This window comes from Roseateles albus (assembly GCF_028595345.1).
In the GTDB taxonomy this organism is placed as follows: Bacteria; Pseudomonadota; Gammaproteobacteria; order Burkholderiales; family Burkholderiaceae_C; genus Paucibacter_A; species Paucibacter_A albus.
Genome location: NZ_JAQQXT010000016.1, coordinates 103,316 through 124,014, shown reverse-complemented (window position 1 = coordinate 124,014; position 20,699 = coordinate 103,316). Strand labels below are relative to the sequence as shown.

Sequence of the window (20,699 nt, the reverse complement as noted above, 5' to 3'; positions counted from 1 at the left end):
TCGCGGACACCTGAGCTACCATCAACCCAGGCACTTGCGCGCGCCCAAACTGTCCGCGATCAGTTTGAAACGCTGTCCACCATCACGCTGAAATGACTGTCCGGGATCGCTGAAATCCGCACCACTGAGAAGGGTGTGCTGGGTCTGGTCAGCACACTGATGCTTCATAAGGACGTAAGCACCACGTTGAAGTACATCAAGTTCGTGAAGGAAGCCAGCATGAAGGCCAAGGTAGCCAACGTGTTCAGCGACGCCTTCCTTGGCCTGAGTACGCGCCTGGGAAAACACCGTGCTTGATGTACACCTGCCCGATCTGAGTTTTCCCGGGGTGGAATTCGGTCCACTGGAGACACCTTGGGACTTGCGGCCCTGGCTCTACAAAGGTGGGGCGCACGCGCCCGTAAGGGAAGTGGCTTCATTGATCGAAGTTGGCAAGCTCGGCCGCCCCATGGTCGAGCGCATAGAACTCGTGCGCCTGATTCGTGAATCCCTGCTGAACTACCTGGAGGGTGGGGGCCAAAGGGCCACGATCCAGGGCCACCTTGACGCGCTGAAGCCTTTCTTTAACTGGGCTGATAAGACCATCGGCCAGGCTCTGAGCCTCGCCAACGTTGAACAGAACTACCGGCACTGGTGTGACACCCTCTTGCACCGGGTTCGGGTGGGACGTGACATCAAGGAAAAAACCATCCACGGATACGGCTCAAAAGTCGGCTGGGTCTTGGACAAGGTTTTGGAGCGAGGCAGCCCACTCATCAAGACCACCCGGCTCAAAGCGCCCAAGAACAGCTCTAGAGCTTTGAGCCCCAATGCCGACAAGCAGAACTTGGAGGAAACTTTCGCCTTTGGTCACGTCTTGCTGGACCTGGCCGATGGCCTCTCCGTCGATGCGATTTGGGCGCCGCTGCCCCTTAAGATTCCATTGCGCAACGGCAAGTCGCTGGAACTGTGGTCTGGGCTCAAGCGACCCGAGAAGCTGAAGCCGCCGAACCCCCGTAATCCAGCACAAGCGCGATACAGCGCAAAGCTTGCGGTTCAGAATCGCGCTGCTTGGGAAGCCGAGAAATCCTACCGGACACGCTATCCACTCATTAACCTGCGCATCATGGCCGAGATGTTCATCCTGATGGGACAGCCGTCGCTTAACCTCGCCCAAACCCATCAGCTGCGCATGGACCAGTGGCGCTTCAAGCCCTCCAGCCAGGGCTACGAAATCCGCACGTACAAGCACCGACGCTGGGGCCCCGTAGTCTTCGAGATCTACAGCGAATACCGCGCAGTCTTTGATCGCTATCTGCAGTGGCGCAAAGCCATCTTCCCTGACGACCCGGATGGGTTGCTGTTCCCCTTGCTGGGCAGAGGCAAAAGCTCGGTTCAACGCCGATTGGATGCGCCACCAGATTTCAGTACATTGCGTAAGGCATGCAAACGCGCCGGGATCGCATTTGTCGGCCCCCAGGCGCTGCGCAGCACCAACGTGAACTGGATGCTGCGCCGTACGGCCGATCCCGACCTCACCGCCGACGAGAAACAGCACGCCAAGCAGACCCTGATCGGTGTCTATGAGAAACCCAGTCTGCAGCGCGCCATGGTGCAAATACTGGTGTTTTGGGCGAAGCATGACCCCGCCCTGCAGGCCCCCGGCCCGGGCTCTTGCGCAGGCAGTTCACCTGAGCCGGTGGCAAACATTCCTCCACTTGCCACCCAGCCGGACTGCACCACCCCCACTGGCTGTCTGTTTTGCGCCCACCAGCGCGACATTGACAGCCTTGACCATGTGTGGTCTCTGGCAAGTTTTAGGCTCCTCAAGTCGTTTGAGCTGCGCGCTCAGAGCAAGGCCGAGCACCCATCTGAACTGGCCATCGAGCGAATCACGGCCAAGCTGAACTTCATTCAAGCAATCAGCCCGGACCGCGCCGAATGGGTGACAGAAGCCCTGCTTCGGCTGGAAGAAGGGCGTTATCACCCGGCTTGGTCTGGACTCATCGAGAGCCTGTGACCGAGATGCTTTGATTCCAATTGGACGTCCCCATGAACCTTGACCTGCTGGGCCTACACATTGACAGCCCCACCGTGCATCCGCAGGCCGGCAATTTCCGGCCCCCAAGCTGGCCCCCGCCACCAGACTGGGCCCCCATCCTTGATGCCGAAGGCAACCCGGTGTGTCGCTACAAGGACCCCATCTGGCCGCTTGATGTGTGGGCCGGCAAGCCGTTGAAGCTGAGTTTCGGGGACGGTAAGGGGGCCAGAGGCGCGCGCATTGACCCCGCCAATGCTGAGCTCTTGCGCCAGTGCGTGGTCTGGTTCATGTATGGCCACCGGGGTTGCCGTACGGCTGGATCTCTCAAAGCCAAATTCACGATCATCAAACCCCTGTTTGCCATTTGCAGCCAAGTGGGCATCCTGGCCAGCGACCTGAGGCGCTTTGAAACGGTGATTGACAAGGTGGCGGGAGCATTGGCAGCTTCGAGTTTCGGCCAGACCATCACGATCCTGCATGAACTTTTGGATGCCAGAGAGCACCTGGGTTTTTGCCTGCTGAACCAAGACGGCCTAGCCCGGCTGGTCAAGTTGCAACCCGACCACGAGTTGCAGCAAACACCCTACATTCCCCCACGCATCTGGGCCTATCAGCTGAAGCAATTGCACGAGTGCTTGCAGGACTACACCGAGAACCAAGACCGCATTGAGGACTGCTTTCGGTTTTGTGCGGAGGATGCTTACGCCCACAACGCGGGCTCTCTCAAGGGCGCGATGACTTTGCGAGCCGGCAAATTTGCGCAGCCCTTTCAAAACAAGAAGTCCACTCATTCGGTCACCTACCACGGCCCCTTCAAGCTGACGGCCGACCGCTTTGGCATTACCGAATTGCTGGAGCGATGGACGGGGCCTTTCACGGGAAAAGAGGGCGGAAAGCAGATCCTCAAGCTCTCTCAGTACCTGGACCTTGTTTCCAAGGCAGGCTTGGCATATTTGCTCAACTTCTCCATCATGCGTATCGAAGAGGGCTACAGCTTGCGCTCAGACTGCCTCTTGATCGAGCATGACGAGAAGTTTGGCGACATCCCGATGCTGGTAGGCGAGACGACCAAGACCGACCCCGATTCGGACGCACGCTGGCCGGTGTCCAAGAGCGCGCCGATTGCGATCGACGCCATGAAGCACATCGCCGCCCTGCGCATGCTTTGTGCCCGAGAACGTGACGACTTAGGCATCAACGAGGAAGATGAAGACAACCCCTATCTGACGTCCTATCGGTACGAACCTTGGGGCAGCGGCAAGCACAAGCCGTACCGGACTAGGCCAAAGGCTTTGGATTACCAGCAGGTGCTTTCCTTTTATCCCCTGCTGCTGGACAGCGCGCAGATCACGATTAACGCAGAGGACTTGCGGATTGCACGGATGATCACGCCGACATTGGATCAGGAAGTTTTCAAAGTCGGGGCAGTTTGGCCCTTCGCGTGGCATCAGTTGCGTCGCACCGGATCGGTCAACATGCAGGCCTCAGGCCTGGTGGATGATCCATCATTGCAGTATCAGCTCAAGCACCGCAGCCGCGCAATGGCGCTCTACTACGGTCGCAACCACTCGCGCTTGGCGCTCAGTGAAGAGACGCGAACGCTCTATCTCAAGACCATGTACCAAGAGCAAGCACGGGCGCTTAGTGCCATATCAGGCCCTCAGTTCCTCAGCCCCTTGGGTGAAACACGCAAGGCCGCCATCGTGAACTTGATCAGCGAGAAGGATGCTGCCGCCCTCATCAAGTCCATCAAGCAAGGGGAAGTCAGCGCTCGCAACATCCGAGCGGGCTTTTGTTTCAATGCGCGCCCCTGCCCGTATGGTGGCATTGAATCCATTACGCACTGCCTCGGCGGCGATGACGGCAAGGGCTGCCCCGACCTGCTGCTCGACGTAAGCAAAGCTGGCGACATCAATCGGTACGAGAAAGCCGTGGATGCTCAACTGGCAGTTATTCACCCTGACTCCCCACGCTGCCGCGCCCTCCAGGCCGAGAAGCGTTCAATCGAGAAATACTATGCCCACGCCCAAGCCCAAGACCGCTGAAGCCAACTTCCGCCAAGCCTTTGAACGCCTGAAAGCTGGCGTACCCAAGGCCCTGCCAGCCGGCACGCTGGTGAGCCAAAACAACGTCGCCAAGGAAGCCGGCTGCGACCCCTCTGCGCTGCGCAAGGCGCGTTTCCCTGGCCTCGTCGAAGAAATCCAGGCCCACCTTGCCACTCACAGCCAAGAGCGTCCGACCTCTGAGCGCCAACGTCTGCTCAAAGCCCGCCAGGTCTCTCGCAGCAAGACCGAGATCATCGCCAGCCTCAAAGCGCAACGCGACGATTCAGTTTCCCGGCTGGTAGAGGCAGATGAACTGATCGGCAGCCTCACCCTCAAAGTCAGGGACTTGGAAGCGAGAGTGGAGGATATTCAGCCACGCGCCAGCATCATGCCCATGGTCACTGCCAAGCCCAAAGCCACCCCGCGAGCCATGGACATCAAGGGCCAAAAATAGGCGACAATCATGCGCTAACTATGGACATTCACTCCCTCGCAAAAAACGCTTTGTTTTCAAGGCTTTATAGATATGTCCATGCCATAGCAACACGCCGGTCATTCGACGCGGGCGGCGTGGTGTTTTACGCCAATTATTTGAAATTCTTCGAGCGTGCGCGTACCGAGTGGCTGCGTGAAATGGGCTTCTCGCAGGAACTGATGCGGCATCAAGACGGCGTCATGTTCGTCGTCGGCAGCACCCAAGTCAGCTACCTCAGCCCCGCTCGCCTGGACGATCTGCTGCAGGTCAGCGTCGAAGTTCGCAATCTGGGCCGTGCCAGCATGCTGCTGTTTCAGCAAGCTTTCTGCGGCGAGCGCTTGCTGGCCGAGGGCGAAATACGCATCGGCTGCGTCCAGAGCCCGGGCAGCAACGCCGGCAGCGGCGATTTGCTCCCAACCCGCATACCCGCCTCCTTGACCCAGGCCCTCACTTCCTTGTACCCATGAATCAAGACCTGTCGATTGTTTCCCTGATTGCCCATGCCAGCCTGACGGTGCAACTGGTGATTGCCGCATTGCTGCTGGTTTCGCTGGCGAGTTGGAGCGTGATCTTCAGCAAGCTGATCTCGTTGTCCCGCATCAAGTCAAGTAACGAGGCATTTGAGCAGGAATTCTGGTCGGGCAAGAACCTCAACGACTTGTTCAGCGCCGTCTCCACCAAGCCAGACGGGGCGCCGCTGGAGCGCATTTTTGCCTCCGGCATGCGGGAGTTTTTGAAGTCGCGCGAGCGGCGTGTGACCGAAGCCGGCGCCTTGCTAGACGGCGCCCGGCGCGCCATGCGGGCAAGCTTTCAACGCGAACTTGACGCGATGGAAAGCAATCTGTCCTTCCTCGCTTCGGTCGGTTCGGTGTCACCCTATGTCGGCCTTTTCGGCACCATCTGGGGCATCATGCACGCCTTTGTAGGCCTGTCCAATGTGCAACAAGTGACTTTGGCCACCGTCGCGCCCGGCATCGCCGAAGCCTTGGTTGCAACCGCGATCGGCCTCTTTGCGGCCATTCCTGCCGTCCTGGCCTACAACCGTTTTGCCCGGCAGATTGACCGCAGCGCGATCACGCTGGAGTCCTTCATTGAAGAGTTCTCCAATATCTTGCAGCGCAACGCCGCGCAAGCCGCGCCCGCCGGCCCGGCCGGCCGCTGAATCGGCCACCCACAGCCATGGCAGCCATCAGCTCACGCGGTTCACGCCGCCGTCGCACTATCAACGAAATCAATATGGTGCCCTTCATCGACGTGATGTTGGTGCTATTGATCATCTTCATGGTCAGCGCTCCGATGATCACGACCGGCCTAGTTGACCTGCCCAGCGTTGGCAAGAGCCGTGCTCAGCCTGAGCATGTGATTCACGTCATCGTCGGCGCGGACGAGAAGCTCAAGCTCAAGCTGGACAAAGAAGAGGCCAGGCCCTTGAGCCTCAAACAGCTGGCCGATCAGGTAAAGCAGGCGCAGGCGGGCGAAGCGTCGACGCCGGTGGTGATTTCGGGTGACAAGAACGTCAAATATGAGGCGATCGTCAAGGTGATGGACGTCTTGCAGTCGGCCGGCATCGCGCGCGTTGGTTTGGCGGTCAAAAACGCCGGCACCGGCAATTAAGAGCGAGGCGATGGCTACCCTCTTCTTGTCCCCCAAAGACCCGCTGCGCCCGCCCGAGACGCCGATGATGGGGCGTGGCTTGCTGTTCGCCACCATCGCCCACGCAGCCCTGCTTGCAGCGCTGAGTGCCGGCGTGAACTGGCGCACCAAGGCGCCGCCTGCCTTTGAGGCGGAGTTATGGTCGGCGGTGCCGCAAGCGGCCGCGCCCAAGGAGGTCATTCCGCCAACGCCCGAGCCGGAGCCGGAGGTCTATAAAAAGCCTGACGAGCCCAAGCCCCAGACCAAGGCGGTCGAAGAGGAGGCGCAGGCCGAGCGCGAAGCCGAAATTGCGGTGGCTCGCGAACAGAAAAAGAAACGTGCAGCCGAACTTGAGGCGGAGCGCAAGAAGCGCGAACAAGCGCTGAAGGACGAGCAGCGCAAAGAGGAGCAGCGCAAGGAAGATCAACGCAAAGAAGATAAGCGCAAAGAGGACAAGCTCAAGCAAGCCAAGCTGGACAAAGACAAAAAAGAGAACCAGCTCAAGCAGGACAAACAAGACAAACAGGCCGAGGCCAAGCTCGAAGCACAGCGGCAAGAAAACTTGCGCCGCATACAAGGCATGGCTGGCGCCAACGGGGCACCGAATGCTGTCGGCACGGCACTGAAGAGTTCGGGCCCGTCCGCCTCATACGGCGGGCGCATCAAGGCCAGCATCCGGCCGAACATCATTTTCACCGACTCCCCCAATGGCAACCCGGTGGCCGAAGTGGAAGTGCGGGTGGCGCCAGATGGAACGATTATTTCGCGCAAGCTGCTGAAACCCAGCGGCGACGGTGAGTGGGACAAGGCCGTGCTGCGCGCCGTCGACAAAACCGAAAAACTACCGCGTGATGTCGACGGGCGGGTTCCGCCGGTCTTGGTGATTAGCTTTCAGCCGCTGGACTAAGAACTTATCCCGCCTATTCACGGACAAGTTCCAAATTTTCGCTGCCGCAGCGCATCCAAAGACCAACGACCCGCGCCCCATAAAGCGACCGCCAGCAGCAGCGCGCCCCACAACTGATGACCGGCCAGCGCGGCCGGTGCGATATCGCTCAGGCTCAAAACTGCCATCACGTTGACGACCGAGAGCCCGACAGCGGCAAAGCGCCCGCCCAAGCCCAGGACCAACAAGACCGGCAACAGCAACTCGCCGCCGGTACCCATCCATGCGGCCACTTCGGGCGGCAGCAGCGGAGTCATGTACTCGGTTTCGAAAAGTGCCAGCGTCGTCGACCAGTCCTGAATTTTTGTCAGCCCGGAGAGAAAGAAGGCCTTGGCGACAAAGAGTCGCGCCATCAACAAGGCCAGGGCTTGCGCGTGGGCCAAGACGTGGCGAAAAGGCTGAGGCAAGCCGGTCTCGAAGCTGCAGCTCTGGCCCGGGTGGCAAAGAGCAAGCAAAAGCAGGCTAAAGAATGCCTTCATGTCATAGGTCCTTGTGATTCAAATGGTTTGCGAAACGACGCGCCGCCGCTTCGGTCAAACAAAATAGTGATTTACTTAGGCTGACACTCGCCAGCCTCTACACCCCAGAGCCAGCCCTTGAGCAGCGCTGCCTGCAGCCAAGCCGAAAAATCAAACTCAGCCTGCATCGCGAACGCCTGCTGCAGCGCCTGCTCCAGATCAGCCCCTTCCAACAGGCTGCTCATCAGAGCCCAATGTCCCGGCTGCACGGCATGCGCTTGCGACACCCAGGCCTTGCGAGCCATCACCAGGCCAATAGGCTCGCCCTGCGCGGCTGTATCCGGAATCTGGTCGCACCATTGTTCCCAGGCTTTGGATTCCACCCGTAGCAATTGCACGCCGGGTCTGAAGCGCAGGTGAAGCTGCTGCGGCTCCAGTTCACTCAACAGGGCCAGCGACGGCACATCAAGCTCGCTGTCGGCAGCGCGCTCGCAGCAATGTGCCGCCCACTCGATGTGCGCCAAATCGCAGAGCCACACAGGCATACCGTCTTGCTCCGCCAAAAACTCCGCCAAGCTGCCTCCCCACAGCCCCAAGTCACCTCGCTCTGGTGGAAAGCGGCGCCAAAGAGCCCAAGCCAAGGCGGCGAAGGATGCTTCATCACCCAGGGCGGTCTGGGTGCGCGCGAACACCGCGCCAAGCGCTTTCGCCGCCATCGCCTGAGCGTTCAGGCGATAGGCCAACAAGCCGCGTTCAAGCGCCGATCCGCTCGGCATATTCCGCACGCCGGGCAGCCCGACCAAGCCACTGCCCTCGCCGCCGGAGCGACCCAGCAGGGCTGCCAGCAAAGCCTGCTGACGCTTGGCCAAAGCCGCCGTCATACGGTCACCGGCCCAGCGCATTCGGCCATTGCTCGCCGGGCCAACTCGGCCTCGCCCAGCAAGACGTCCAGCGCCGGAACATCGGTATCCCACTCGATCAAACTCGGCAGCGGCCCCAAGCGCTCTATCGCATGAGAGAAAACCTGCCACACCTCGGCGCTGACCCGGCTGCCATGGTCATCAATGACGATGCCGGGCAATTCGACATGGCCCGCCAAATGGATCTCACCGACACTGCCCAAGCGAATGGCGTCAATCCAAGCCTGCGCCTGTGTCACAGCCTCGGCCTTGTTTGCGCCTTGATTGCGCGCATTGACCACCAGATTGTTCACGTCGAGCAAGAGGCCGCAACCACTGCGCTGCGTCAGCAGATTGAAAAAATCCACTTCGCTCATGCCTTCACTACCCGCGTCATCCCAGCCCAGATAAGCACTGAGGTTTTCCACCAAAATGGGCCGACGCAGGCGCTCTTGCACCTGCTGCACATGGCTCACCATGACATCGAGGCTGCTTTGATTGAATTCAATCGGCAACAAATCACTGGCGTGCAAGCTCGCGCGCCCGCCCTGCCCCGGTACGCGCGCAAAACTCGCGTGATCCGAGACCCGCACCGGATCGACTCGGTCCACCAAATCTGCCAGGCGATCTAGGTGCCAGGCATCAAGCCCACAGGCGGACCCCAGGGCCAAACCAACCCCGTGCAAACTGATCGGATATTGCGCTCGGCCCGCCATCAGCACTGCCAATGCGGCGCCGCCCGGTGCAAAGAAATTCTCCGAATGCACTTCCAAAAAGCCAAGCGCAGGCGCGCGCCTGAGCAACGATTCGTAATGAGGCTGGCGCCAACCAATGCCGACTTGCGACATTGGAAACTGCGGCTCCGAATTCATACGCTGTGCCCTCTCCACGCTCGGCCTGGCTTGTCAGTTCAATTCAAGACTTAGCTTTTCATCTTGGCTTTGGCTTCTTCGGCCGTCATGCCGGCCATGCTTTTGCAACTGCCCTTGGGGACGAATTTCCATTCATCGACGCCCTTGTCGACCTTGGACTGACCCGCACAAGAATGCGTGCCGCTGAGGTTGGCGCAGTCGTTTTCGCCCGCCTTCGCGATGCCGAAGCACTTCTCCTTGGCGCCCTTGTCCTGCGCAGCGACTTGACCCACCAACCCCATGGCCAAAGCGGCGGCGACGGCGGAAGAAACGAGATAGCTTGATTTCATGAATGACTCCAATGGAAGAAACGAAAAAACTAAAGACGCTTGCAGACCCCGACTTCAGGGTCTCAGGCCAAGGCATCATGCCGTTGACACCCATGGGTCGCAAGCAAAGCTTGAATCCTTACAGCGGTCCGCAAAAAACTTTGCAAATCGGCCAAGCCTTCATGCGCTGTAAGGAATGGAAGCGCGGCGCGACCAAGCCCTTGCGCGCAAGCTCGGTGGCTCAATCAAGGAGAAAACAGGCGTGAAACTGATGCCAAATTGCAAAGACATCACCCGGATGACCTTGGCCGGCGAAGACCGCCGGCTCGGCGCGGGTGCGCGCCTCGTCATTCGAGCCCATCGCTTGTTTTGCACGGGCTGCAACAACTTCGGCAAACAGCTGGTGTTGATGCGCCAGACGGCGACGCAGTGGCGCAGCGATTCCCAGAAATGAAGCTCGGGCTGGCAAGCGACTGCTCGGCAGCGCAAGCCCTTCAGCTGATGCTGCCGCCCGACTGGCGCACATCCACATCGACCCGCATGGCCAGGGCCAAGGCCAGCCGCACGCCATCAACCATGGTCTTGAGCGCCATGCTGGCCTGCCCCGGCAAATGGGCCGCTTGTTCAGGCAGCAAGGGAATATGCATAAAGCCGCTGCGCACCGGGCCACCCCGCAGAAAATGCTGCAGCCCATAAAAAACATGGTTGCAGACAAAGGTGCCGGCCGTTTGCGAAATGCCGGCCGGGAAGCCCGCCTCGCGCAGGCCCGCCATCATGGCTTTGATTGGCAACGTCGAAAAATAGGCCGCTGCCGCGCCTTCCACCACAGGCTCATCGATGGGTTGCCGGCCGGCGTTGTCGGCGATGCGGGCATCATCGATATTGATGGCCACCCGCTCCAGAGACAAGTCGCTGCGGCCGCCAGCTTGGCCCAGCGCCAAGACCAGTGCCGGCGGATGTTCGCGCAAGCTTTGCTTCAAGCTGCTCAAGGCCGCACCAAACACGCAGGGCAAACACCGAGCCACGACGCGGGCGTCGCCGATCTGCTCGCCATCCAAAGCACGCGCAACCTCCCAGGAAGGGTTGATGCTCTCGCCTCCAAACGGCTCAAATCCAGTCAATAAAATCGTCTTCAATACACGCTCCCCACCCCTGCCCAAGGCAACAGCTCACACAGACCCAGCCCAAATAGACGGCGTTTCTAACACAGGCCCGGCACAACTGCCGGGTCCACTTTGCTCAATTCCGCATTTTGGACCCGCCCTCGAACGCGTAGCATGCAGGGAGTGAGCCGCCTTCGTGCCCAATCTGGCCTGGGCGGGCTCAAGCGAATCCGGAGAAAGCATGATCGACTTGTCTGCCCCACTGCAATGGCCTCACCCAGACCTCGCCGAGTCGCCGGCGGATGCCGGCTTGGACTACGGGGGCCTTGTGCGCGAATTCAGCTGGCCGGTCCCGCCCTATGCCGCCTACCCTCGCCAGCAAGCCACGAGTACCGCCGAGCCCTGCGAAATCCTCGGACTGAACAACCGCAAAAGCGTGGGCCAATTGGTCGCGCTGGCCCCAAAGGAGCGATTGGCTCAAATCTTGGTGCCGCCAGCCCGCAACGCAATGCCCTTGAAATTCGGGCAGTTCCGCGTGCTGAAGTTGACGCGCCCGGTGATCGCTGAGGCTCGGACTGGGAATGCAGCATTGATCGCTGACAGCAGCGGGCAAGCCGGGGAAGGCGCGGCCAATGAATGGCAGCTCGATCAGCGCCCACGCAGCGAATTCAAGCTCTACTTCGCCGGTGGCGGCGAGTTGCAGGGCGTGACGATAGGACATTGCCAGGACGACCTGGGGCTGTTTTTGTTCCCCCCTTTGAGCGACACCGACGACGCCGTGTTGCGCCTCTTCATCCCGCGCGAGGTGCTCGCCCATGTGGATATCGGCGAGCGCATCGGTGACCTCCTGGTCAAAGACAAGCTGGCCACGGCAGAGCAGATCGCCGCAGCCGCCAACGAACAGCAAGGCCTGCGCTCGCGCCGCGTCGGAGACATTCTGGTTTCGCAGCAAATCGTCAGCGCCGAACAGCTGATGCTGGCGATCGAGCAGCAAGCCCGTATGCCCATGGTCCGGATTGGCGAGGCACTGCTGGCGCTGGACTTGATCTCGCAGGCCCAGCTCGAACAAGCACTTGAGCTGCAAAGAGCCGACCGCTCGGTGCCGCTGGGCGAGTTGCTGGTGCGCAATGGGGTGGTGACGCGCCAGGCGCTGCAGTCCGCCTTGGCGCGCAAGATGGGTTACCCCTTGGTCGACGTGGAGAACTTTGCGATCGAGCCCGACGCCATACGCAAGCTGCCTTTTGCCGTCGCCAAGCGGCTTGAGGTTTTGCCCTTGTTGCTGCGCGACGGCCGCTTGATCGTGGCCATGGAGGACCCAACCCGGCGCGACGCGCTCGACGAAATTGAATTCATCTCGCAGCTCAAGGTCACGCCGACCTTGACCAAGATTGGCTCTCTGCAGTTCGCGATTCCCGAAGCCTATGAGCGCCTAGGGGGCGACGCCGTGTCCCGCAGCGAGCTGAATCTGCCGTCCCTGCAGGCCGACTTTTCGCTCGACAAGGCCGATCAGTTGATGGAAACCCTGGAGCGCGAAGGCCTGGAGCAAAGCCAGCGCGACGAAGGCCCGCCAATAGAGCAAAGCGATAACTCGCTGGTTCGACTGATCAACACCATGATCATCGATGCCAGTACGCAAGGCGTCTCTGATATTCATATCGAGACCCATCCGGGCACCGAGAAGTTGAAAATCCGCTTTCGCCGCGACGGCATGATGAAGCCCTATCTGGAACTGCCCAACACCTACCGCAACGCGATGATTGCGCGGGTCAAGATCATGTGCGATCTGGACATCTCCGAGCGTCGCAAGCCGCAGGACGGCAAGATCAATTTCGCCCGCTTTTCGCCTCAGCACAAATTGGAATTGCGGGTGGCCACGATCCCGACCAATAACGGCCTGGAAGATGTGGTGATGCGCTTGCTGTCTTCGTCAAAGCCGATCCCGCTGGAGAAGCTCGGACTGTCGCCCGACAACCTGAAGAATTTGAAGTACGCCATCAGCCGCCCTTACGGCATGGTTTTGTGCGTAGGCCCAACCGGCTCGGGCAAGACCACCACCCTGCACTCCGCGCTGAGCCAAATCAACACCCCTGATCGCAAGATCTGGACGGCCGAGGATCCGATCGAAATCACCCAAGCCGGGCTGCGCCAGGTGCAGATGAATCCACGCATCGAGTGGACCTTCGCCAAGGCCTTGCGGGCCTTTCTGCGCGCCGACCCGGATGTCATCATGGTGGGTGAAATTCGCGATGAGGAGACGGCCGAGATCGCCGTCGAGGCCTCGCTGACCGGCCATATGGTGATGTCCACCCTGCACACCAACAGCGCGGCCGAAACCGTCACCCGGCTGCTCGACATGGGCATGGACCCCTTCAATTTCGCCGACTCCTTGCTGGCCGTGCTGGCGCAGCGCTTGGTGCGCCGTATGTGCCCCAACTGCCGGGTCGGCAGCCCCTTGGAGGAGTCAGAGCAAGACGAGTGGCTGGATGATTACCTGCATGCCTTTGCGCCCGAACAGCGGCCGACGCGTGCGTCGGTGCTGAGCAACTGGCTAGGCAACTACGGCAGCAACGGCCGCCTGATGAAGTTTCACAGCCCCGGCTGCGAGACCTGCGAGCAAAGCGGCTTCAAGGGGCGAGCCGGCCTGCATGAACTCTTGATGATGTCGAAAACCCTGCGCCGCCAGATTCAAACCGGCGCCCGCGCAGAGGAGTTGCTGCAAACCGCGCTGGCTGAGGGCATGCGCTCCCTGCGCCAAGACGGCATTTGCAAGGTTTTGCAGGGCGTCACCACCATGGCTGAAGTCAGGGCGACCAGCAACGCTTGACCTCGCTGCTCAATGCGCTAGTTTTGCCACCTTGAATTTCTGGATATCGCACTATTCAGATGGCTTTGCGCATTAAGCGGCATATCTACCATGCCAGCAAAGCGGCAAGCCCAAATCTTCATAACAGCATTGGCCCTAAGCCTTGACAGCTGCACCTTATCACCTCAAATCTTCGGTCGTAATACCGACCTCCAGGGAGGCGACGCACTGTCGCCATGAATTGTCAGACTCGCTTATTTTGAATCCATAGAAAACACCCGTCCCCGAGTCCCGAATTCGAACCGCTTTAGCCTTGACCGTTGAGCGTTCCGCCAGACCAAGGTCAATTTCGCCAGCACCCTCAACATTCAATGGCAAAGGCAATTTGCATTCAGCCTGAAATCCTGATATTGAAATTTCAATGATTTCAATAACAAACTTTCTCTCCTTGCCCTCTATGCAGATAGAAAAATCTCCTGGGCAGCGAATTGAATACCTTTGATGCCTCCGCAATGGCCTTCCATGATCACCCGCGCCCTGAAGCATCGGCAAAATTCCACGATACTCCGCCAAATCATAGATTGACCACAACAGCGATTTGTGCGTGTCATCCAAATCATTGAAAACAGATGATTTGACATTAAAGAAATAATCCAACATGCCCGGAGTCATGACAGGATCATTGGTAATATGATATTTACGCTCAGGCCACCTTATATTTTTAGAAACCATCTCATAAAAATAACTATATATATTATTTTTCTTGGGCCGCCCCTTAAAACCTTGCAAAAGAAGCCCCGACGACTCTTTTAAATCTAAAGTTGCCCCCACCGCTGGCGCGCCATTTGCAAAATCATAATTTGCAACCACAGATTCTTGCAGCCGCGAAAAGTACAGTATTGCCTCAAAAAAATCAATCTTGTTTGGATTGACAGCTATCACGAGATGGCGTACTTCCGAAAAATTTACGCAATACTCCCGTACAAACTTCATGAGCGGAAAAAATACAGATCCGCCGACGTTCCGAAAATCCGGATGAATGGCCAGTGAAGATATTTCAGCGATACGTCCACCCTTGGCCCTAACTTTTGTCAAATCAAAAGCCGACTGCAACGGAAACCCAAAAATACCTTCTCTGATTATTGAAATTGTACCAACCACTCTCCCATCGTATTTTGCACATACAGTTGTAGTTGTAGGAAGCGCGTGATACTTTGTTATCCGCATCCCCGAAGAATGAGGACGCATATAGCCACTGGCGGTATATGAATCGTGCAGAATTTTAAAACAATCGGAAAGCTCCTCCTTGGTCTCTGCAATTTTTAGCTCCAAGCGCATATCCGAACTTGGATCAACATGAGCCAGCCTGCGATACAAGGGATATCTAAAATCAACAGGAAGTTTTTTTAATAAAATACGAATGTATTTCCTAAATAATCCACCAAAGGTTATTTTTTTAACTTCACTCATTTATTTATCGCCTCTCAATGAAACTTAGCCGTCCGCATATTTTGTAAAATCAATTTCGATGCATTCAGCGCGAGTCAATGTGGAAGTTCGTAATGATATTTTTACACTCAATTTTAAGCTTCATGGGCAAGGTGGCGACTCACTCCCACAAATTTGAAAGCTCTATAAGAATTGCCATCAATCCAAAAACAAGAACCTACTCCAGCATGACGCCTCGCCTGTTCTCGTATCACAGTTCGAGCGAACTATGGTGTTTTGACAAAGCCCATTAGACCCCAATCGACTGCACAGCGCAGCGTTGCTGTTTGAGCAATCAGCACGACACTTCAGCGCTTCACCCGGCGCTCCCGCTTATTGGCCCGGCGGCGTCACCTTGGCCGAAAACCGCTTATTTGCGTTGCAGCAAGCCTAAAGCCAGAGCCGTTCCCAACAAGACCACGGCGCAGCCGGCAGCCATCTTGAGGGTGAAGACCTCGCCCAAGAACAAATAGCCCCAGAGCACTGCGAAAACTGGGATCAGGAAGGTCACGGCGATGGTGTTGGTGGGCCCGATACGGCTCATCAGGCGAAAGTACAGGATGTAAGCAACGGCCGAGCACAGCAGAGCCAAAGCCGCCACCGCGCCCCATGCCTGCGCACTGGGTGCCGAACTGGGCCAAAACAGCAGCGCAGGCAGGGCCAGCATCATCGCGGCATAGACTTGGCTGCCGGTGGCCACAAGCAACGGTGAAATATGGGCGGTGTAGCGCTTGCTGAAATTTGCCGCCAAACCGTAGCAGAAGGTCGCACTCAGGCAGGCCAGCAAGGCCCAGACCGCGCTATGGTCGGAGCCGGGCTTGAACGAAGCCTTGTCCCAGGCCAGATACAGCACGCCAGCGAAACCCAAACCCAGGCCCAATATGCGCAAGCCCTTCAAACGCTGGCCAAGCCACACCCAGGCCAGCAAGGCCCCCCACAAAGGTGTGGTCGCATTGACGATACTGGACAAGCCGGCCGAGATCGACAAGGCCGCAAAGCTGAACAGCGCGAAAGGCAAGGCACTATTCAACAAGCCAATCACAGCCAAGGGCCGCCATTCGCGGCCTAACTGCGCAAGCCCCTGGCGCGCGGCCAAGAGCGGCAACAACATCAAACTGGCCCCCGCGACTCGCATGGCCGCCATGGCCACCGGCCCAAACTCGTGGGCACCCAGCCGCATGAATAAAAACGAGGCCCCCCAAATGGCGGCCAACAAGGTCAATTCAGCAATGTCAAAGGTTTTCATCAAGCGCAATCACGGCAGGACGGGCGAGCATACTGTGTTGGCCTCAAGCCCACTTCACGCCTTGTTCATCCAGCGCACGCCCAACACCAAACACTGAGCACCTAAGGCTCAGCGCTCCCGCTGCAAATACTTTTTTTGCAATCGTGCGACCGTGCCGTCGGCTTGCAAGTCTCGGTAGGCCTGCAGCCAACGCTCTTCTTCTGCGCCATCCAATGCCAGTGAACTCGCCATGTATAGCTCAGCCGACTTCAAGTTCAAGCCTGAGCGAAAGTCCTGCGGCCTGAACTTGAATTCATCAATCGCGGCACGCAACATGGGCTCACCGGCATAGGCGGCAGCAATCATGTCTTCTGCCAAGAGGCGCAAAAGCTCTTTGTAGTCCTTAGCCTGCACGATGTGACGAAATTTCTCAGCCTGCAAATTCTTGATGATGGGTGAGCCCCGCAAAACCCCCACCCTTTGACCTCGCAGAGCCGCCAAGGCATCCAGATCCACCTTGCTGCCACTGCGACCAAAAAAGGTGTAGTTCACATGCGCCAGCGGTATCAGCCATTTGAACTGAGCCTCACGGTCGGGCGTGCGTGCCAAAGGGAAGACGCCGTAGTTCGGGCCACCTTCGGCCATGCGCACCGCACGGGCCCAGGGGTAAAACGTCATCGACAGAGGACGACCGATCTTGGTCGACATCTGCGTCGCCAACTCATAGGCCAAGCCTTGCGGTCCGCCCTGCGTCTGCCACACGAAAGGCGGCAGCTCGCCGGCCAACCATTCCAGTTCGGCGGCGCTTGCCGAGTTGGCGATCAGCAGCGCCGAAAACATGGCCTTCAGCACAACTGTCATGGGCTGCCGTCGGCTCTTGTTGAAAACGAAACTCATGATCGGGCCTGTCTGAATTCTTGTAAGCCCCCTGAATTGGCGTCGACTCTACATCGCCTTGAACAAGTGCACATAGGCCCGGCTGACGGGCAGCTCTTGCGCGTGGCCTTTGATGCGCACAAACAGGCGGCTCATCTCGTCTCGCCTCGTACCAGCCAGATGGGCCAGATTGATCAGCGTCGAGCGGTGCACCTGCCAAAACTGTTCGGGGTCCAACTGCGCGGCCAGATCGGTAATCGTGGTGCGGATCAAATGCTCGGCTTGGGCCGTTTTGACCACCGTGTATTTATCATCGGCCTGAAAGAACAGCACATCCTGCACCGCGACCTGATGCACCAGGTCTGAACTGCCGGCGCGGATAAAGCGCAGTCTGGGCTGATTTGCTGCCGTGCTCGGCATCAAGCGCTGCAAGGCCTCGGCCAAACGCGTGGCTTCAGCGGCTTGCGGTTGAGCCAGCGCCGCTTTAACTCGAGCCACGCAGGCGAGCAAGCGCTCCGTCTTCAGAGGTTTGAGCAGATAGTCAATCGCCGCCGCGTCAAAGGCTTCCAGTGCATATTCGTCATAAGCCGTAACGAACACCACCCGCGTGCGGCCCTCGATGCCCTGCGCCACCTCCAGCCCGGTCAGGCCCGGCATCTGAATGTCCAAAAAGGCAATATCCGGCTGCAGGGCATTGATCTGCTCGGCCGCTTCAAGCCCGTTCTTGGCGATTGCCACAATTTCCAGCTCAGGCCAGCACGCGGCCAGTTGCTGTTTCAGGTATTGGGCCAAATGGGGCTCATCGTCAGCAATAAGTGCAAGAGTCATGATGTCGAACGTTTTCTTCAAGCTGTGTAAGGCAGACTGATGCGGGCCAAGGTTCCTACATTGAGTTCGGTCAGGCTCAGCTCGCCATCTTGCGCGTAGCGGCCGAGCAAGCGCGCCCGTACATTCTCCAGCGCCATGCCTGCTCCTTTGCGCCCTGGGCGGCGCGGCGCTTGAAGCCCCAAGCCATTGTCTTGCACGCGCAGGAGCAAACGTCCCAACTCGACGCTTGCACTGACCTGAATATGGCCACCGTCCAGCTTGGGCTCCAGGCCGTGGTGCACGGCGTTCTCGATCAAGGGCTGTAAAAGCAAGGGCGGCAACACGGCAGCACGCGCCTCGGCGCTGGCCTCAATCGCGAAACTCAGCCGCTCGCCCATGCGAATTTGCAAGAGCTGCAAATAGCTTTGTGCCATGTCCAGCTCGGCCCCAACGGTGCTGTCGGCCCTTCGCAGCTGACCCAGGCTGGCACGCAGATAGTCGGTAAAAGACTCCAACATTTGCTTGGCGCGCGGCGCATCGGTGTCGATCAGGCTTTGCACATTGGCCAAGGTATTGAACAAAAAATGAGGCTCAATTTGCGCCTGCAGCAAGCTCAAGCGCGCCTCGGTGGCGGCCAGTTGCAGCGCCTGCTGCTTGCTGCGCATCTTCCACCAAAATAGATTCCCGCCTGTGATCACCAGCGTCAAAAAGCCGGACATGCGCAAGTTCGCGGGGTGACTCAAGTAGCTGCCCAAGGCATCGATGTCAAAGACCTGCCCCAAAAAAATCAAACCCAAGAAGCCACCCAGTGCGGTGCCAGCTATGCCTATGCCGGCCGAAAAAACCCCGGCCTGCCAGGCGCCTCGCAAGCCATGCAAGCGATCAATCAGCGCCGCCGGCAAGAGCAACTCAGTGGCTCGAAACAAAGCATGGATGGTGTAGGAGATACACAGGCACAGGATCAAATTGGCACCCAAGGTCTGGCGCAGCCAAGCCCCATCGAACAGACGCCCCAGAATCAATCCCGGCACCAGGGTAAACAGCACGGTGAAACTCAGACCGATGCAAGTGCTGATGAATACCCGCGCCCAGGTCGGCTCGGTCCTGTGTTTGGTCAACACGGTGAACGTGCGCCATGCCTGCAGCAGGCCGCTCCTGAATGAGGTGATGATGTGTTCCATGCGTGGCAGTGTAGGCAGGCCAAAGCTGAATCCGAGGCCGAGCCGCGACGAATCGACAGCCCCCGCGACGAAGCGTCAATTCCCTTGCCTACAATCGCGCCAATTCATTTTGTTGATTCATTCAATCCAGGGGATTTCTACATGCAAGTTCACGCGTCCATCTTCAAAGCCTATGACATTCGCGGCGTCGTCGGCACGACATTGAACGAAGAACTGGCCGAACACCTCGGTCGTGCCTTCGGCACCGAGGCCCGCGCCCTAGGCGAAAAAGCGGTCGCCGTCGGTCGCGACGGCCGCATCTCCGGCCCCGGCCTGGTGGCAGCTTTGATTCGCGGCCTGCAGTCCACCGGCCTGGACGTCGTTGACCTCGGCGCCGTCACCACGCCTATGCTGTACTACGTCGCCGCCACGCGCGCCAAGCATGGCTGCCGCAGCGGCATCATGGTGACCGGCAGCCACAACCCCAAGGACTACAACGGCTTCAAGATGGTCTTGAAGGGCGCGGCCGTCTACGGCGAGCAGATCCAAGGCCTGCGCCGCCGCATCGAAGCGGAAGACTACAAGACAGGTGCAGGTCGCACTGCGGCCATGGACATCGTGGCTGAGTACAGCCAACGCATCGTTAAAGACTGCAAGCTCAAGCGCCAGATGAAGATCGTCGTCGACTCCGGCAACGGCATCCCAGGCGCAACGGCACCTGCGATCCTGCGCGCCCTGGGCTGCGAGGTGATCGACATCTATTCCAAGGTCGACGGTGACTTCCCCAACCACCATCCTGACCCATCACGCCCAGAAAACCTGGAAGACCTCAAGCGCATCGTCCATGCATGCGATGCGGAGTTAGGTCTGGCCTTTGACGGTGACGGCGACCGCTTGGGCGTGGTCACCAAGGACGGAGTCATGATCATGCCGGACCGCCAGATCATGTTGTTCGCTGCCGACATTCTGAAGCGCAAGCCCGGTGCCGAAATCATCTTCGACGTCAAGTGCACACAGCGCCTGGCACCGTGGATCCGCGAGCATGGCGGCCGGCCGCTGATGTGGATGACTGGCCACTCGCTGGCCAAGGCCAAGCTGAAGGAAACCGGCGCGCCGCTGGCGGGTGAGTTGTCGGGCCACATCTTCTTTGCCGAGCGTTGGTACGGTTTTGACGATGCGATGTACACCGCCGCCCGTCTGCTGGAAATCCTCTCGCGCTTCGCGGACCCCAGCGCCGTGCTGAACGCGTTGCCGACCAGCTACAACACGCCCGAGATCAATGTGCCCTGCGCCGAGGGTGAGCACCACGAGGTGGTCAAGAAGCTGCTGGAAGTGGCCGTGTTCCCAGGCTCGAAAGAGATCGTCACCATCGACGGCCTGCGCGTCGAATATGAAGACGGTTTCGGCCTGGTGCGGGCAAGCAACACCACGCCGGTCCTGGTGCTGCGCTTCGAGGGTCACACGCCCGAAGCCTTGGCCCGCATCCAGCATGACGTGCTGGAGCAACTCAAGCGTGTCAAGCCCGACGCCACCTTTGCGGCAGGGCATTGATTGCCCCCCACAGAAGCATGGTCTGAGCGCC

21 protein-coding genes are annotated in these 20,699 nt (G+C 58.8%); 11 read left to right on the top strand and 10 right to left on the bottom strand.

What is annotated here, in order from left to right:
- Positions 1–159: 159 nt before the first annotated feature.
- From PRZ03_RS21000 to tolA, 8 genes are all read left to right on the top strand, one after another.
- Positions 160–297: a hypothetical protein gene (locus PRZ03_RS21000; RefSeq protein WP_273602105.1), complete on the top strand. Its 138-nt coding sequence runs from the start codon at positions 160–162 to the stop codon at positions 295–297.
- Positions 290–1,999, top strand: a complete 1,710-nt coding sequence (locus PRZ03_RS20995) for a site-specific integrase (protein WP_273602104.1) — start codon at positions 290–292, stop codon at positions 1,997–1,999. Before PRZ03_RS21000 ends, PRZ03_RS20995 begins: the two co-directional genes overlap by 8 nt.
- Before the next feature lie 656 nt (positions 2,000–2,655).
- Positions 2,656–4,065: a hypothetical protein gene (locus tag PRZ03_RS20990; protein WP_273602103.1), complete on the top strand. Its 1,410-nt coding sequence runs from the start codon at positions 2,656–2,658 to the stop codon at positions 4,063–4,065.
- Positions 4,037–4,519 carry a hypothetical protein gene (locus tag PRZ03_RS20985; RefSeq protein ID WP_273602102.1) on the top strand — a complete coding sequence of 161 codons (483 nt, stop codon included), beginning with the start codon at positions 4,037–4,039 and terminating at the stop codon, positions 4,517–4,519. Before PRZ03_RS20990 ends, PRZ03_RS20985 begins: the two co-directional genes overlap by 29 nt.
- A gap of 50 nt (positions 4,520–4,569) precedes the next feature.
- Positions 4,570–5,007: a YbgC/FadM family acyl-CoA thioesterase gene (locus tag PRZ03_RS20980; protein WP_273602110.1), complete on the top strand. Its 438-nt coding sequence runs from the start codon at positions 4,570–4,572 to the stop codon at positions 5,005–5,007.
- Positions 5,004–5,702 (top strand): protein TolQ, encoded by a 699-nt coding sequence (gene tolQ / locus PRZ03_RS20975; protein WP_263535439.1) that lies wholly within the window; start codon positions 5,004–5,006, stop codon positions 5,700–5,702. Before PRZ03_RS20980 ends, tolQ begins: the two co-directional genes overlap by 4 nt.
- Positions 5,703–5,719: 17 nt before the next feature.
- Positions 5,720–6,154: a protein TolR gene (gene tolR, locus PRZ03_RS20970; protein WP_273602101.1), complete on the top strand. Its 435-nt coding sequence runs from the start codon at positions 5,720–5,722 to the stop codon at positions 6,152–6,154.
- 10 nt (positions 6,155–6,164) lie between these two features.
- Positions 6,165–7,079 (top strand): cell envelope integrity protein TolA, encoded by a 915-nt coding sequence (gene tolA / locus PRZ03_RS20965; protein WP_273602100.1) that lies wholly within the window; start codon positions 6,165–6,167, stop codon positions 7,077–7,079.
- Positions 7,080–7,096: 17 nt separating this feature from the next.
- Here tolA and PRZ03_RS20960 read toward each other — a convergent pair whose 3' ends face one another.
- The 4 genes from PRZ03_RS20960 to PRZ03_RS20945 all read right to left on the bottom strand — a co-directional run bounded on the left by PRZ03_RS20960 (position 7,097) and on the right by PRZ03_RS20945 (position 9,676).
- Positions 7,097–7,597, bottom strand: coding sequence for a DoxX family protein (locus PRZ03_RS20960; RefSeq protein WP_273602099.1), 501 nt, complete (start codon positions 7,595–7,597; stop codon positions 7,097–7,099).
- A gap of 71 nt (positions 7,598–7,668) precedes the next feature.
- Positions 7,669–8,478 (bottom strand): HvfC/BufC family peptide modification chaperone, encoded by an 810-nt coding sequence (locus tag PRZ03_RS20955; RefSeq protein WP_273602098.1) that lies wholly within the window; start codon positions 8,476–8,478, stop codon positions 7,669–7,671.
- Complete coding sequence (locus PRZ03_RS20950; RefSeq protein WP_273602097.1) at positions 8,454–9,347, bottom strand: DUF692 domain-containing protein; 894 nt, start codon at positions 9,345–9,347, stop codon at positions 8,454–8,456. The genes PRZ03_RS20955 and PRZ03_RS20950 overlap by 25 nt, the downstream gene beginning before the upstream one ends.
- Before the next feature lie 50 nt (positions 9,348–9,397).
- Entirely contained in the window at positions 9,398–9,676 is a 279-nt protein-coding gene (locus PRZ03_RS20945) for a BufA1 family periplasmic bufferin-type metallophore (RefSeq protein ID WP_263535433.1), read from the bottom strand.
- Between the two features lie 175 nt (positions 9,677–9,851).
- On the opposite strand from PRZ03_RS20945, the gene PRZ03_RS20940 reads away from it, so the two are divergent.
- Complete coding sequence (locus PRZ03_RS20940) at positions 9,852–10,109, top strand: anti-sigma factor family protein (protein ID WP_273602096.1); 258 nt, start codon at positions 9,852–9,854, stop codon at positions 10,107–10,109.
- 40 nt (positions 10,110–10,149) lie between these two features.
- Here the strand turns inward: PRZ03_RS20940 and pcp are convergent, their stop codons facing one another.
- Complete coding sequence (gene pcp / locus PRZ03_RS20935) at positions 10,150–10,791, bottom strand: pyroglutamyl-peptidase I (protein WP_273602095.1); 642 nt, start codon at positions 10,789–10,791, stop codon at positions 10,150–10,152.
- 208 nt (positions 10,792–10,999) lie between these two features.
- Here pcp and PRZ03_RS20930 point away from each other — a divergent pair, with 208 nt between their 5' ends.
- A complete protein-coding gene (locus PRZ03_RS20930; protein ID WP_409993980.1) occupies positions 11,000–13,582 on the top strand; it encodes a GspE/PulE family protein in 2,583 nt (860 codons plus the stop codon).
- Between the two features lie 159 nt (positions 13,583–13,741).
- Here PRZ03_RS20930 and PRZ03_RS20925 read toward each other — a convergent pair whose 3' ends face one another.
- From PRZ03_RS20925 to PRZ03_RS20905, 5 genes are all read right to left on the bottom strand, one after another.
- A complete protein-coding gene (locus PRZ03_RS20925; protein ID WP_273602094.1) occupies positions 13,742–15,031 on the bottom strand; it encodes a GNAT family N-acetyltransferase in 1,290 nt (429 codons plus the stop codon).
- A 388-nt stretch (positions 15,032–15,419) separates the two neighbouring features.
- Complete coding sequence (locus PRZ03_RS20920) at positions 15,420–16,295, bottom strand: DMT family transporter (RefSeq protein ID WP_273602093.1); 876 nt, start codon at positions 16,293–16,295, stop codon at positions 15,420–15,422.
- 108 nt (positions 16,296–16,403) lie between these two features.
- Entirely contained in the window at positions 16,404–17,171 is a 768-nt protein-coding gene (locus PRZ03_RS20915) for a substrate-binding periplasmic protein (protein WP_273602092.1), read from the bottom strand.
- A 48-nt stretch (positions 17,172–17,219) separates the two neighbouring features.
- Positions 17,220–17,978, bottom strand: coding sequence for a LytR/AlgR family response regulator transcription factor (locus tag PRZ03_RS20910; RefSeq protein ID WP_273602091.1), 759 nt, complete (start codon positions 17,976–17,978; stop codon positions 17,220–17,222).
- A 17-nt stretch (positions 17,979–17,995) separates the two neighbouring features.
- Positions 17,996–19,138, bottom strand: coding sequence for a sensor histidine kinase (locus PRZ03_RS20905; RefSeq protein ID WP_273602090.1), 1,143 nt, complete (start codon positions 19,136–19,138; stop codon positions 17,996–17,998).
- Positions 19,139–19,279: 141 nt separating this feature from the next.
- Between PRZ03_RS20905 and PRZ03_RS20900 the strand changes: the two genes are divergently transcribed.
- Complete coding sequence (locus PRZ03_RS20900; protein WP_273602089.1) at positions 19,280–20,668, top strand: phosphomannomutase/phosphoglucomutase; 1,389 nt, start codon at positions 19,280–19,282, stop codon at positions 20,666–20,668.
- The last annotated feature ends 31 nt before the right edge of the window (positions 20,669–20,699 follow it).